Annotated in this window: 12 protein-coding genes and 1 pseudogene; 4 read left to right on the forward strand and 9 right to left on the reverse strand. The window is 51.0% G+C overall.

Features of this window, described 5'->3' with window-relative positions; all coding sequences use genetic code 11:
- Positions 1-3: 3 nt before the first annotated feature.
- Genes tldD through BLV87_RS07040 form a run of 9 tightly spaced genes read right to left on the reverse strand, consistent with a single transcriptional unit; the run spans position 4 to position 10,488 of the window.
- Complete coding sequence (tldD, locus tag BLV87_RS07000) at positions 4-1,452, reverse strand: metalloprotease TldD (protein WP_093066796.1); 1,449 nt, start codon at positions 1,450-1,452, stop codon at positions 4-6.
- The gene (locus BLV87_RS07005; protein WP_093066798.1) at positions 1,449-2,285 is read right to left on the reverse strand and encodes a carbon-nitrogen hydrolase family protein; all 837 of its coding nucleotides are present in this window, start codon (positions 2,283-2,285) and stop codon (positions 1,449-1,451) included. The genes tldD and BLV87_RS07005 overlap by 4 nt, the downstream gene beginning before the upstream one ends.
- Positions 2,286-2,327: 42 nt before the next feature.
- On the reverse strand, positions 2,328-5,846 hold the full coding sequence (locus BLV87_RS07010) for a YhdP family phospholipid transporter (protein ID WP_093066800.1): 3,519 nt from the start codon (positions 5,844-5,846) through the stop codon (positions 2,328-2,330).
- The gene (gene rng / locus BLV87_RS07015) at positions 5,833-7,308 is read right to left on the reverse strand and encodes a ribonuclease G (protein WP_093066802.1); all 1,476 of its coding nucleotides are present in this window, start codon (positions 7,306-7,308) and stop codon (positions 5,833-5,835) included. Before rng ends, BLV87_RS07010 begins: the two co-directional genes overlap by 14 nt.
- Before the next feature lie 26 nt (positions 7,309-7,334).
- Positions 7,335-7,907 (reverse strand): Maf family protein, encoded by a 573-nt coding sequence (locus tag BLV87_RS07020; RefSeq protein ID WP_093066804.1) that lies wholly within the window; start codon positions 7,905-7,907, stop codon positions 7,335-7,337.
- Complete coding sequence (gene rlmH, locus BLV87_RS07025) at positions 7,908-8,381, reverse strand: 23S rRNA (pseudouridine(1915)-N(3))-methyltransferase RlmH (protein ID WP_093066806.1); 474 nt, start codon at positions 8,379-8,381, stop codon at positions 7,908-7,910.
- Positions 8,382-8,750 carry a ribosome silencing factor gene (gene rsfS / locus BLV87_RS07030; protein WP_093066808.1) on the reverse strand — a complete coding sequence of 123 codons (369 nt, stop codon included), beginning with the start codon at positions 8,748-8,750 and terminating at the stop codon, positions 8,382-8,384.
- 3 nt (positions 8,751-8,753) lie between these two features.
- Positions 8,754-9,374 (reverse strand): nicotinate-nucleotide adenylyltransferase, encoded by a 621-nt coding sequence (nadD, locus tag BLV87_RS07035; RefSeq protein ID WP_093066810.1) that lies wholly within the window; start codon positions 9,372-9,374, stop codon positions 8,754-8,756.
- Positions 9,375-9,420: 46 nt separating this feature from the next.
- A complete protein-coding gene (locus tag BLV87_RS07040; RefSeq protein ID WP_245706941.1) occupies positions 9,421-10,488 on the reverse strand; it encodes an extracellular solute-binding protein in 1,068 nt (355 codons plus the stop codon).
- Between the two features lie 170 nt (positions 10,489-10,658).
- Here BLV87_RS07040 and BLV87_RS19785 point away from each other — a divergent pair.
- The 4 genes and pseudogenes from BLV87_RS19785 to BLV87_RS19280 all read left to right on the forward strand — a co-directional run.
- Positions 10,659-12,689, forward strand: a pseudogene (locus tag BLV87_RS19785) (non-ribosomal peptide synthetase); the annotation flags it as partial.
- Between the two features lie 54 nt (positions 12,690-12,743).
- Positions 12,744-14,240, forward strand: a complete 1,497-nt coding sequence (locus BLV87_RS19790; RefSeq protein WP_245706942.1) for a phosphopantetheine-binding protein — start codon at positions 12,744-12,746, stop codon at positions 14,238-14,240.
- A 30-nt stretch (positions 14,241-14,270) separates the two neighbouring features.
- Entirely contained in the window at positions 14,271-14,651 is a 381-nt protein-coding gene (locus BLV87_RS07055; protein WP_093066816.1) for a hypothetical protein, read from the forward strand.
- Positions 14,652-14,726: 75 nt separating this feature from the next.
- Positions 14,727-14,885, forward strand: coding sequence for a hypothetical protein (locus tag BLV87_RS19280; protein ID WP_175517813.1), 159 nt, complete (start codon positions 14,727-14,729; stop codon positions 14,883-14,885).
- Positions 14,886-14,911 lie beyond the last annotated feature (26 nt).

The following is a 14,911-nucleotide window of genomic DNA, read 5'->3' on the forward strand; positions in this document are numbered from 1 at the left end:
TCCTTATGCTGTCGCTGTGCCGCCGACGGTTAAACCGTCAACCCGAAGTGTTGGTTGACCCACGCCCACGGGTACGCTTTGCCCATCTTTACCGCACACCCCGATGCCGGTATCCAGTTGCAAATCATTGCCGACCATGCTGACACGGGTTAATACATCTGGGCCATTGCCAATCAGCGTGGCATTTTTCAACGGTTTGCCAAGCTTGCCGTTTTCGATTTGATAAGCTTCAGAGGCAGAAAACACGAATTTACCCGACGTAATGTCGACTTGCCCGCCAGAGAAATTGACGGCGTAAATGCCTTTATCGACTGAAGCAATGATTTCAGCAGGGTCATACTCACCCGCCCGCATGTAAGTATTGGTCATGCGCGGCATTGGCAAGTTGGCGTAAGACTGACGGCGACCATTGCCGGTGGATTGCGTCCCCATCAACGTCGCATTCTGACGGTCAAATAAATAACCTTTGAGAATGCCGTCTTCAATCAGCGTCGTGCATTGGGTTTGTGTACCCTCATCATCCACGCTTAAGGAACCACGACGCTGTTCGAGCGTACCATCATCCACCACCGTAATCCCTTTAGCGGCGACTTGTTCACCGATACGCCCCGCAAACGCTGATGTCCCTTTGCGGTTGAAATCACCTTCCAAACCATGACCAATCGCTTCATGTAGCAATACACCCGGCCAGCCATTGCCTAACACAACGGTCATATTCCCAGCCGGGGCTGCTTCTGCATCCAAATTGATTAACGCCTTACGTACAGCCTCTTCGGCATATTCTTGCGCTTTATTCCCATTGAGGAAAAAATCGAGGTTGAAACGCCCGCCACCACCTGCGGTTGCGCTTTCGGTTTGCCCGTTACGCTCCACAATCACGGAAACGTTAGCACGGACTAAGGGGCGGACGTCGGCAGTCATGCGTCCGGTTTCATCAACAACCAGAATAATTTCGTGCACGGCTACCATGTTCGCCATGACTTGTTGTACATAAGGGCTGGTGGCGCGAGCAATGCTGTCAATCTGACGCAGAAAACTGATTTTATCGTCTTCTGATAATGAATTCAGTGGGTCATCCATACCATAAAGTGGACGTTGTGGAGTACGCACTGTCCACGCATTCACGGAACCCGATTGCCCAGCACGGCTGATCGCTCGCGCTGCTTTCGCTGACTCCAATAAAGCAGGCAGCGTAATTTCACCGCTATACGCAAAGCCCGTTTGCTCACCGCATACGGAGCGCACGCCAACACCTTGCTCAATGCTGTAGCTACCGCTTTTGATAATGCCTTCTTCCAAACCCCACGATTCATAGCGGGCAGACTGGAAATACAAATCAGCCAAGGTCGTGTCTTTGGTTAAAAGCTGACTAAACACCTGTTCCAGATGCTGTTCACTCAGACCCGTCGGAGCAAAAAAAGCCTCGCGGGCAAAATCGTATGCCTGTTTCATGATGTTCCTTGATTGATATTGTCTTTAGGACAGCGATGCGAAAGTACCGGGAACGTTTTGCGCGTTTGTTCCAACGCCTCAAGGTCGATGTCTGCTAACACCACACCCGCGCCTTTTTCGCATACACCACGCACTCGCCCCCAGTAATCCACAATCATGCTGTGACCATAGGTGGTACGTCCGCTAACATGATAACCACCTTGTCCGGGGGCAACCACATAGCAGAGGTTTTCAATCGCACGGGCACGCAACAACACCTCCCAATGCGCCTTACCTGTCAATTCAGTAAATGCCGAGGGAATCACCAAAATTTGCGCCCCCTGTTCGGATAAGCGTCGATACAGTTCCGGGAAACGCAAGTCGTAACACACCGACATACCAACTTTACCAAACGGTGTGTCCACGACCACTGGGTTGTTACCCGGCACTGTGGTATCACTCTCGGTATACACTTCTTGATTCTCACTGAGCATGACATCGAAGAGGTGAATTTTATCGTAACGCGCTACTACCTTGCCTTTATCGTCATACATCAGCGAGGCGGCATACGAACGCGCCGGATCGCCGGAACGAATCGGAATAGTACCCGCGACAATCCAAACACCGTACTTGCGTGCTTGCTGGCTAAGAAATGTCTGGATAGGCCCATTACCAAAGGTTTCTGCCACTTTCACTTTGTCAGCTTCATCTGCACCCATCATGGCAAAGGTTTCAGGCAACACCACCATACCTGCGCCGCGTGCTGCTGCTTCCTTAATCAACCGCCCGGCTTCCATCAAGTTAGCCTGAACTTGAGGGCCTGCGGCCATTTGTAGTGCTGCGATTAACGCCATGCTTATTCTCCACTTACTTGTATGCTTGGTCTCATTGTCTGTTCAATGCGCTAAAACATCAACATTCGTCTTTTTGAATGGTGGTTTTAATTCGACGACTTCTGGTTTTTTCCATGAACCGGTGACCTGATAGCGCAGCCCACCCGCCGTTTGCAATTGATGTTCAGCACTTTTTTCGGTAAGTGAATTGAACAGCAGCATCGCAGCTCCTCCCCCTAAACCACCGACTGCTGCCCCCACCACCGGCAAGGCAGAACGCAAGTTTGGTATCACTGTAACCGTGTGATGCAAGGTTTTGCGGTTAAGATCAAGGCTCCCCTCAATACCCGCCACCAACGCAGCCGCTTCGATGAGTGTGTCGTGCGTTTTCAGAATGCCATTTTCCAACTGAAAACTGCCATTGATAGCATCAAAGGCTACCCCTTTGGCAGTCATATCCCGAAAATCCAAGGCCAAACGGTTCGGCAAGCGTTGTGTATTCAGCAAACCTAGCAAGCGTCCCAAACCGGGGTCGACATCCGCCAGACTACCCTTACCAAACGTGGCATCAATCTCACCCGTCAAGTTGGCTAAAGCAAAACTAAAAGGTGCACCTTGCCACTGTAAACGCGCATTGGCGTGTAACGAACCACCTTGCAGTGCAGCTTCCTTACCCGGTTCAGCCAAGAGCTTCCCAGGCTCAGCGATAGTTGCGGTAGCGGTCAGTTCAGTACGGGCTGTGCCATCCGCATCCTTATACCAACGCCCATTGGAAGCTGATAAGGCCATCAGAGGGTGACGGATATTCAACATCTCAATCAACAGTTCGTCACGCGATTTATTCAAGTTGAGAATCAAGTGCTGAAGCGGAAAATCCCCCTTCCGGCAATCCGTGCAAGTGAAACGCATGGAGGGGAAGTCCGCCGGAGACAGCCCCGTTCCCGCCGTCGATTTGTTACCCGGCAAGTGTTCGCCCAGTTGATCAAGATCAACACCCTGCAAATCAATATTCACACGCCCACTTGCCAACGCGTTGAACGGCAGGTGAACATTGGCTTGTAATTTATCCGCACGTATATGTGCTTTGAGAATATCGGAACCACTCACCCGCACATCCGCTTTGCCCAACGACTGCTTGCCCAACAGTAGACGACCAACACTCAGGTCAGCTTGCAGCTCAAGTGGTGTCGCAGCCGAGGCAGTGCCTGCCCCCGTTATCAGCCCCAAACCTTGCCATGCCAATAAATCGAATTCTGCCAATGCCCCACCAAGCTGAATACCACTAGTCGGCAGATTGACAGGTTTATCATCGAAACGAATGCCGATAGCGGGAAGCTGCTCACCCTTATGAGGCAAACGTGCGTTTATCCCCAACTGTTTACCCAAAGCGACCGCTGCTTGCCAAGGTTGAGCGGAATCAAACGGTAATTCAACGTCTACCGCTAACTCACGCGAATCAGACGCTGCTTTCCCGAAAGGCGACGGTAGATTAATCCCGACCCCTTGCAACTGACTGCGAGCCGACACTTTCAAACGATTGAGTGCTTTACCTGCTTTGACATTAAATGCAGGCAATTCCAAATGGGTATCCACTAGCGCAAAACCATGTAGGTACTGGCGTAAGCTGGCTAAACTTTCAGGCAAAAATACACCGGGCTGCTGTTGCTGTTGTAAATCAACGCGAATAATCCCTTTAGCGTTATCGGTACTCGCCGCTAGTTTGAGCGGTTGTTGCCGGTATTGCCCTGTTGCGCCGGTGGCATTCACGCCATGCTGATCAAAATGCACATTACCCTTTAGTTGGGTGAAGGTCTGTTGGTATTCGGGGATCGAAAAACTGTTCCCCAACAAGCTAACCACGCCATCCACCACCACGCCTTGTTGGTCTAACGTAGTCTTTTTCAGTGGCACATCCAGTTTCAGGCGCAAAGCTGAATCACCCGAAAAACGTGCGACTTGCATAAAATCACGCAACTGACGCCCAATCGCTGCCTCTTGCAGATAATTCATGTGCGCCTGCAAATTGCCTTGTGTCTGCAAATCGAGTAATAGGTGATTATCGTGCGTATGCATATTCGGAATAGCGACAGTGCCCCCTGTCACCCCCAATTCCATAATCCGCGCACTGTAGACAGTGGCATTCATATCAGCGTTATGAAAATGTAACTCTCCCTTTACCTCATGCGCAGCAGGCCATTCGGGTAAATACGCCAGTACCCCATTTTCAATGTCAAAACGAATGTCAAACATGCCCGGCTTCTGTTGAAACGGAAAATCAGCCGGATTCCCACGTAACACAAACTCACCTTTAGGCACATAACCGTTCACAATCGCGGTTTTCAACCACTCTTCGGTGTTATCGGGAATAATCGCCGGAATATAATCACGCACATTATCCAAAATGCGGCGTGTGGCAAACGTCATGTTCAAATCAATGTTTGGAGGCTGAGCAGTCGGCAGTCCCATACTGCCCTGACCTTGCAGCGTAATATCCGGGTTTTCAGCTTTTAAATGACCAAGTTGCCAATGCCAACCATCCGCTTTGACTTGCCACTCCAGTTCCGCTGTTAACGTATCCAAGTGTAACGTTTTTTCAAACCACTGCGGGTAACTCAACTTGCTATCGTTGATATTGACCTTAACGCTTCCACCTTCGTTTGCTGCGGTAAATGTTGCATTAATACCTTGCATCGCAGGAGCACGTGCATTGCCAGCCCAGCCCAAATGCTGAATCTCACCTTCACCACGGATATGTAACGGCTTACCCACGTCTGCCTGGATAGTCGCATCCAACTTCAAGCCACCCGCGTTTACCCCGTATTGTTGCAGTACGGGTGATGGCAGTGCCGCAAGATTAAAAATATGAGTACGGGTATGCAAACTGCCAGCCCATTGCGATGTACCATCGGCGTCATCCACTTGATGCAACACCGCATCAACCCCCAAGGTTTCACCAATCGCGGGAGGAAACAAGGCATCGGCCTGCAAGGTGATTTCATTCGGTAAAATTTCACCCATGAATTGCAGGTCACTGAGTGTCAACGTCCGGTGATTCGTCACATCCATCCAATGGACAAAACCGCTGTTAATGCTAATACGTATGGGGGATTGGCGTTCAATATTCAATACGGTATTTTTTTGCCCCGGCAACGGAAAGGTTAAACCCTGAATATCCGGCAATGCATTCGCCTGCTGCCGCAGAATAAACTCTACCCCTTCCAACCGAATCTCAGCCGGTTGCAGCCGTAACGTCCGCAGACTTTCACGCCAATCCACCGTCAACGCCAGTTGGCGAATTTGGATGGGCGATTGCCCAGAACGTTCCGTCAATTGCAGATTTTCTAATACCCACAGCATGTCGTCGCCGTCACTATCGACACGAATTTGCCCGATGCTGATCGGGTTGCCAATAAAGCTAGACAACTCTTCTTCTAGTATGCCTTTATAGTCGTCAACAAGCGGCAACCAGAGCTGCGCCAGCCCCACCAGCGCCACCAGAAAAATAGCCCAATGAAAAAAGAAAGTCAGTAGCAGGTAGGTGAGGCGTAATACAAAACCGCCCTGCCTCCTAGAGAAGTACAACGTCGAAATGCTCCTGCGTATAAAGTGATTCTACCTGCAAGCGAATCGGAATCCCCACGAATTGCTGCAATTCTGCCAAACTGTCGGACTCCTCATCCAGCAATAAATCCACCACTTCCTGCGAGGCCAGCACCAACAATTCACGCGCATCGAACTGGCGCACTGCCCGCAAGATCTCACGGAACACCTCGTAGCAAACCGTTTCCGCGCTTTTGACAAACCCATTGCCGTTACAACATGGACAAGGTTGGCAGAGAATATGTTCCAAACTTTCGCGGGTGCGTTTGCGGGTCATCTCCACCAAACCGAGTGGTGAAACATCACACACATAGGTTTTGGCATAATCGCGTTCCAACGACTTCTCCAACAACTTTAATACCTGTTGGCGGTGGTCGTGTTGCAGCATGTCAATGAAGTCAATGATGATAATGCCGCCCAAGTTGCGCAGCCGTAATTGGCGGGCAATGGTTTGCGCTGCTTCCAAATTGGTACGGAAAATGGTTTCTTCCAGATTACGGCTACCAACAAAACCGCCCGTATTCACGTCAATGGTCGTCATCGCTTCGGTTTGGTCGATGATCAAATAGCCTCCCGATTTGAGCGGCACTTTGCGCTGCAAGGCTTTCTGAATTTCTTCCTCCACGCCATGCAAATCAAAAATGGGGCGTTCACCGGGGTAATGATCAATGACACTCGCGAGATCAGGAATATATTTTTGGCTAAATTCAATGACTTTAGTCGCTGTTTCTCGCGAATCAATTAATACTTTGCTGATCTTCTCCCCCACCATGTCACGCAAGACACGCAATACGAGCGGCAGGTCGGAATAGACCAACGTTGGCGCGGCTGACTCTAGCGATGTTTTTGTAATACTTTCCCAGAGTTTACGTAAAAACTTCATGTCACGCCGTAGGTCATCTTCGCTAATGCCCTCTGCGGCAGTGCGCACGATATAACCGTGCTCATCACCAAATTCGGTTCTTAGCTGCTCAATGATTCCCCGCAAGCGTTCACGTTCACTGCCCTCTTCAATTTTGCCGGAAACACCCACATTATTGTTATCAGGCATCAACACCAGAAAACGCGAGGGAATGGTGACATGCGTGGTCAAACGCGCTCCCTTTGTGCCTAATGGGTCTTTAATGACTTGCACTAATAGCTTTTTGCCTTCGTACAATAGTTCGCTGATTTGCAGCGTAGGACGAGGGATCGTGCTTTGAAATTCTTCGAGGGAAGGATGAGTCAAATCTGAAGCATGTAAGAAAGCAGATTTTTCCAAGCCAATGTCGATAAAAGCCGCCTCCATCCCCGGTAATACACGACAGACTTTGCCTTTGTAAATATTACCAACAATGCCTTTGCGGGAAGTACGTTCTATCAGCACTTCTTGCAAACAGCCATTTTCGAGTAAGGCAACCCGTGATTCTTGCGGGGTAACATTGATCAATAGTTCTGCGCTCATGAGTTTGCCTTTGCTGGTAATGATTTTTATAAGGTCTGGATGCCTGCTGTTGCCAGCAGTTGCGCCGTTTCAAACAGAGGTAACCCCATCACCCCAGAGTAGGAACCCTCTAAACGTTCAACGAATACTGCACCAAGTCCTTGAATCGCATAGGCTCCTGCTTTGTCGTGTGGTTCACCACTTGCCCAGTATGCCAGAATTTCGGAGTCTGTGATTGTACGGAACTTAACCACACTGCGACTCAGTGTTACTTGTGTGCCTGTTGCCGTCGTTAATGCGACAGCGGTAAGAATCTCGTGCACCTGCCCCGACATTTGCCGCAGCATTTGTTGCGCATGAGCGAAGTCACGCGGTTTAACCAGCAAGTCGCCATTGAGCGTACCGAGCGTATCAGAACCTAAAACGGGCAAAGAATCGGCATTCCAGATGGTTTTTGCTTTTAAGATAGCTAAACGCTCAACCAAGGCTTCAGGTGTTTCACCCAGTAGAGGCGTTTCATCCACATCAGCCGTTTGCACCACAAAACGAATGCCAATTTGTGTCAATAATTCGCGGCGGCGTGGTGAAGCAGACGCAAGAATAAGCTGTGGCGTTGGCATTTAATCCCCCCGATGGTAAGGGTGATTGCTCAGAATACTCCAAGCACGGAATAATTGCTCCGCCACCACAATCCGCACCAGCGGATGCGGAAATGTCAGTGGCGACAACGACCAACTTTGCTCCGCACGTTGCAAACATGCAGGCGACAAGCCTTCCGGCCCTCCCACTAGCAGACTGACATCACGACCTGACATCATCCAGCTATTGAGTTGCTGCGCAAGCTGTTCGGTTGACCAAGGTTTGCCTTTCACATCGAGCGTAATCACAAGGTTGCCATCGGGTATCGCTGCCAGTAACTTCTCACCCTCACTCTGACGAATACGGTTCAAATCACTGTTTTTATTGCGTTTCTCTGCAACAATCTCACGAATCAACAGTTGGCATTGCGGTGGCATTCGCCCTGCGTATTCGTCCGTGCCTGTGTTGACCCAGCCCGGCATTTTCGTGCCGATGGCTAACAGGTGGATACGCATTTAGTCAGGAGTACCCAACATATTGGGGCGCGACTGTGGTAAACCTTCGCCCACTTCCCAGAGTTTTTCCAGGTTGTAGTAGTCGCGGGTGCTGGCAAGCATAACGTGCAAAATGATGTCGTTTAGGTCAAGTAATACCCAATCGGATTGCCCGTCTCCCTCAATACCCAGCGGTTGCACGCCAGCTTCCTTCACTGCCAACTCGACCGCATCGGCGAGAGATTTAACATGACGGTTGGAGTTACCCGTCACGATCACCATCATATCAGTAATCGCGGATTTGCCACGCACATCAATCGTCTTGATGTCTTGGCCTTTCATATCGTCAAGTGTTTTAACCACTAATTGTTTAAGTGTTTCGAGTTCCATTAATTATTCACAATAAAGTTGATGTCGTTGAATATAGTCCAGAACACTGTCTGGCAACAAATATCGGGGGGTTTTACCCTGTTTCAATAGCCCGCGCACCTGTGTAGAAGAAATATCCAACGCGGTGACGGGTAATAAATAAATCCTGCCTGCGGGTGTAGTGCGTAAATCATTGGGGTTTGTACTGAGGTAAGGTTCATACCAACCGTTAGGGGGCAGACTATACGCTGGACGCTGCACCACGACCAGATGCGTGAGGGTTAAAATTTCATTCCAACGATGCCAATGCTGAAAATGCAGGAAAGCATCAAAGCCGAGAGCGAACAAGAGCGGGCATTTGTTACCAACTTCCGTTCGGAAGGTTTGCAGGGTGTCAAAACTATAGGAATACCCACCACGGCGTAGTTCGCGACTATCGGCTTGTAAACGCGGTTCGGATGCAATCGCGGCTTGTAGCATGGCCAAACGTTGCTCAGAAGTGGCAAGTGGTTGGGGGCGGTGTGGTGGTATGTTACCGGGAATTAGGCGCATGTCGGCAATACCAAAATGTTCTGCTACTTCCAATGCGGTACGTAAATGCGCGTGGTGGATAGGGTCAAACGTTCCGCCGATAATACCGATCATTTACATATACCTTATTGAAATGGCAACTGCCTTTATAGAGATTAGGTCAATACCCTGCTTTCAACTTAGCCCAGTATCGATTATAGAGTTCCAAAGCATCGCCAATATCACGCTGAAATTCCGCTTTTGCCACTACTTCAGCGGAAGGAAAAATGATTGGGTTATCCCGTATCTCTGCATCAAGCATCGCTTTGGCTACCACGTTAGGGGTTGCGTACCCTAGTTCATTAACACAACGCACCGCCACCTCTGGGCGCAACATGTAGTCAATAAACTTGTGGGCATTTTCTGGGTTACTGGCACGCGCTGGGATGACGAAACTATCCAACCAGAAACTGGCTCCCTCTTTGGGATAAACGTAACGTATAGCCGGTTTTTTACTCTGAGCAAGGAAGGCATCGCCGTTCCACAGCACACCTAAATCGACCGCCCCCGTTTCAAATGCCTCATTAGCAGTAGCTTCACCAAGAATATGTACATTGGGCATCAACTTTCGTAAACGTTCGTAAGCCTGCTTGATTTCTTCCGGTGCAGTAGTATTGGTAGAATGACCATCCAAGCGCAACGCCATATGAAACACACCACGCATATCATCCAGCAACAACAACTTATCACGCCATTGCTTATGCCACAAATCCGCCCAAGATGAAACGCTAGCTGCCGCTGGATTGTCGCTATTAACGCCCAAGCCAACACTACCCCACAAATAAGGCACACTCACCTCATTACTGGGATCATACGGTTTATTCAACAATTCAGGATCAAGTTGCTTAAAATTACTCAACAGCGTTTTGTTGAGGGGTTGCAGTAATCCATCTTTACGCAGCCTCTCCACCATGTACGTGGAAGGCACCAGCACATCATATCCACGCCCCTTTAACAGTTTCAGCTTGGTGTACATGATTTCATTGTTTTTGTAGGTCACGTACTGGACTTTGATACCCGTTTCACGGGTAAAATCTTCCAAAACCCCTGCGGGGATATAATCTGACCAGTTATAAACAATGACAGTTTCTTCTGCAATGAGAGACTGCTGATCTTTACCCGCCATTGCCGGTACGGGCAACATCAGCACTAGCATCAGGAAAATGATGCCCCAGATAACTTGCTGCATGGTTCAATTCTAATGTTATTGTTTAAGGGTTCAAAAGCAACTGTGGGTCGCTTATCCGCTTTGTAGCAAACTGCTTGCCATGGTGAAATTCACGCATGAAATGCTGCTTGGCTTTTGTCATATCAAAATCGTTGAGAGTCCCACCGGTTGCAAAATGTTGAACAAATACTTTGCCAGTAGGGACAACCATCGCCAACCGTCAGCAGCAAGCCAGTGAGGGGCTGATTGGCTTTTTTGTCAATACCCTACCGTTGCGTGTCAGGCTGGAAGGAAACTCCAGTTTTCAACACCTGTTACAACAAGTCCGCCAACTGACGCTGGCTGCCTATGCCCATCAAGACGTGCCGTTTGAACAGCTTGTCACCGCTTTAAATGTTGAGCGCAACCTCAGCCATGCACCGCTCTTTCAGGTGATGCTGACCTTGGACAATACCCAAGTGTTGCCAACGCACTGAGCCGATGTGCAACTGACACCGTTGGAATTGGCTAACCGCGTCGCCAAGTTTGACCTGACATTGCACCTGCGCGAGCAAAACGGCGAAATCGTGATGCTGTGGGAATACAACCGTGACCTGTTTGCGCATAGCAGCATTGAGCGTCTGTCTGGACATTTCCAACATCTTTTAGCTGCTGCACAGGCACAACCCGACACCCCGATATTGAAGTTGCCGCTACTGAGTACGGCTGAACGCCAGCAATTACTGGTCGACTGGAACGCTACCCAACACCCTTACCCGTGTGACGCTTTAATCCAACATTTGGTGAGCGCACAAGCTGCCCGCCACCCACAGGCAATTGCAGCCAGGTTTGGGCAAACCCAACTGTGTTATCAGGCTTTGGAGGAACAGTCCAACCAACTGGCGCATTACCTGATCAAGCAAGGGGTGCAACGCGGGGATCGGGTGGGCTTGTGTGTGGAACGTTCGCTGGCAATGCCTGTTGCGATGCTTGCGATCCTCAAGGCTGGGGCGGCGTATGTGCCACTCGACCCGCATTACCCGCTGGAACGGCTTCAGTTTTTGCTCGAAGATAGCCAGCCCGGTTTGATCATCACCCAGCAAACCCTGCTGGAACAGTTACCGCCGACTCAATTGCCCCTAGTTTGTGTGGATAGCGATTGGCAGCGCATTACCCAACAAGCCAGCACGCTCCCCGGTCTTCCGCATAGCCCTGACGACGCGGCTTACATGATTTACACCTCCGGCTCGACGGGGCGACCCAAAGGCGTGTTGGTGCAGCAACGTCATCTGGTGCATTCCACCTGTGCGCGGCTGCATTATTACGCCGACAAACCTTTGGAGCGCTTCCTGCTCTTGTCTTCACTCGCCTTCGACAGTTCAGTTGCCGGTATTTTCTGGAGCTTGTGCAGTGGCGGAACGTTGGTGCTACCGCCGCCGGGGGTTGAAAAGGAAGCGGATACGTTGGCAGAGCTGATTGCCCACGACCGCATCACCCATATCCTGCTATTGCCTTCCCTGTATCACCTGTTGCTGAATCATGCAGCCGCGCAACTGGCAAGCTTGCAAGCGGTCATTGTTGCCGGTGAAAGCTGCCCACCTGCCCTGCCACCCTTACACCAGCAATATTTGCCACAAGCCAGTCTGTACAACGAATACGGCCCTACCGAAGGCACGGTATGGAGTACGGTCTACCGCTTCCCACCCCACTGGCAAGGTACGCAAGCCCCGATTGGGCAGGCTATCAGCAATGTTCAACTGTATGTATTGGATACTGAGCGCCAACCCGTGCCGATTGGGGTTAGCGGTGAACTGTACATTGGCGGGGAAGGCATCACTGCCGGTTACTGGCAACGCCCCGAACTCACCGCCGAAAAATTCATTCCCAACCCCTTTGGCAATGGCAAGCTCTACCGTTCCGGTGATCAGGTACGCTGGCAAGCCGATGGCACTCTACTGTTTGTGGGGCGCATGGATCAGCAAGTCAAAATCCGGGGCTTCCGTATTGAACCCGGCGAAATCGAAGCGGTATTAAGTACCCATCCTCAGCTACAGGAAACGGTCGTCTTACCGTATCCCGACTCCCAGGGACACTGGCAACTGGCGGCGTATGTCGTGACTCACGCACAAACAACCCCGTCGACACCGGCATTGCTCAACGAATTGCGGCAATGGCTGGCAAATCGCCTACCGGCTTACATGCAGCCTGCCAGCATTACCTGTTTACCTACCATGCCCCTGACACCCAATGGCAAGCTGGATCGCAAGGCACTGCCCGCCCCGGAACAACACGCGGCAATGACCAGCGATTACCTGCCGCCATTGACCCCGGTGGAAATTGCCTTGGCAGTCATCTGGGAAACCTTGCTCAAGGTGCAACCTATCGGGCGCAATGCTGACTTTTTCGCACTGGGTGGGCATTCCTTGTTGCTGGTACAACTCGCGGCGCATATTCGCCAGACATTCCATACCGTGGTTTCCCTGCGGGCGCTGTTTCAACACAGCACGTTGCGCCAGATGGCAGCTATCATTGAAGCAACCCCCGTAGAAACACCTGCTACCCACCCCGAACCAGCAATACGCGGCAACCCGCCGCCAGCCTTGCCAGATCTGCCCTATGTGCAATGTATCGGTCAGGATTTGTCAACTTTAATCCGGCGCGGTGAATTGCCACCGATTCAATCAGCGGCGCTGACCTACTGGCCGGATGAAGTCTTGAACCGCTATGGTTTAAGCCGGGAAATCTTGCTGCAACAGACATTCCGAGGCGAGCCAACAGTGGCAGCCATCATGGTGACACCGTGGGGACGCATCGCCATTATCCTGTTGCCACGCCTGCTGTCAGAATTGTATGTTGACCCCAGTCTGCCGGATGCCATTGCCGATGCGTTGCGTTTGGCACATGACCTTGGGGCAGGCTGTGTTTCGCTGACCGGCTTATTACCATCGGCAACCCGGTATGGACACACCATTCCCCCCGCATTGTCCGCTGCTGCTAACTGGCCTGCCATTACTACCGGACACGCCATGACCGCCGCCGCTGTTGTCCACAATATTGACCATATCGTGAAGGTTGCGGGGCGCAATCTGGCGCGGGAAACGGTTGCCTGTTTGGGACTAGGTTCTATCGGGCTAACCAGCTTGCGCTTGCTATTACAGGTGTTGCCACACCCACGGCGTTTGCTGCTGTGCGATTTGTACAGCAAACACACTGAACTGGAACGCTTGGTCGTGGAGTTGGTGGAAGAATGGCATTTTCAAGGCGTGATTGAGATTGTCACCGTAGACGCTGAATTACCGGCAACGGTGTACGAAGCGACTCTGATTATCGGCGCAACCAATGTGCCGGATGTGCTGGATGTCGCCCGCTTGCAATCGGGTACGCTGATCGTGGATGATTCCGGCCCGCATTGTTTCAACCCGCAGCAAGCCCTGCAACGGCTGGAACAAGCTGCTGACATCCTGTTTACCGAGGGCGGGGCGTTGTACCTGCCGCAAGGTTTGCAGCATCAGTGCTATACCCCTACCGGTTTGGAAAACGTGTTTATTGACAGTGGGATGCTAGACCCGCACATCCTGATGGGCTGTACCCTGTCTAGCCTGCTGAGTGCGTTGCACGCGAACTTGCCCGCCACCTTGGGGATGCCAGCGACAGCGGAATGCTTGGCGTTTTATCAGGCATTGCAACAACTAGGGGTTGCGGCTGCGCCGTTACGGTGTGACGATTACCTTTTGTCCAATGCCGCCATTGAACATTTCCGCCAACACTTTGCGCATGACACCATAGCGTGCTGAATGTTGCCATGAGACTGATGAGGTAAAATTGTGCTTCCCATTCTTCCTATCCTTGTCGCCAGTGGTGTGCTGGCAGTCGGTACTAAAGCTGCCAGCAAGCGTTTGGGCAAGCCGGGTAAACCCAAAGGTTTGCCTCAAACACTCGCGGCAGCACTCAATAGCGCCCAGCGCGTGGATGACCGCTATCAGCACTTTGTGCAAACCCGGATTGATCCGTTGCTCATCAACAGTGAACGCGCTGAACAATTGGCACACATCAGTGCCGGGCGGCAACGTGTAATCGGCGAACATGAAAAATCCATCAATCGCCATATTGCGATTGGCTTTGGCGCAGTCGCTACCGTTGGGGTTGCACACCTTACAGCCCTATACGCATCAACTTTAAGCCCTCCATTCCCTAACTTGCTGTAATCTCATCCAATTATTAGGTTTTTTCCTCCGTTTGTTTTGTCGGCAAGCGGTTGAAGAAGCGAAGAGTTTTGCCAGTTGCTTGAGGCATTTTATCAAGCTGCGTCGCTCAGCGATGCAGGCGGCAAGATGGGAAGCCTGTTCCTGAATGGCTTGAACACCTTTGGTGAGGCTGCGCTGGGGTATTTCCCACAATCCGGTGAGCATGATCCAGTGTTGGATGAGGATAATCAGTAATTTGACGTAGATTTCACACAAAATTC

It is taken from the genome of Thiothrix caldifontis (genome assembly GCF_900107695.1).
In the GTDB taxonomy this organism is placed as follows: domain Bacteria; phylum Pseudomonadota; class Gammaproteobacteria; order Thiotrichales; family Thiotrichaceae; genus Thiothrix; species Thiothrix caldifontis.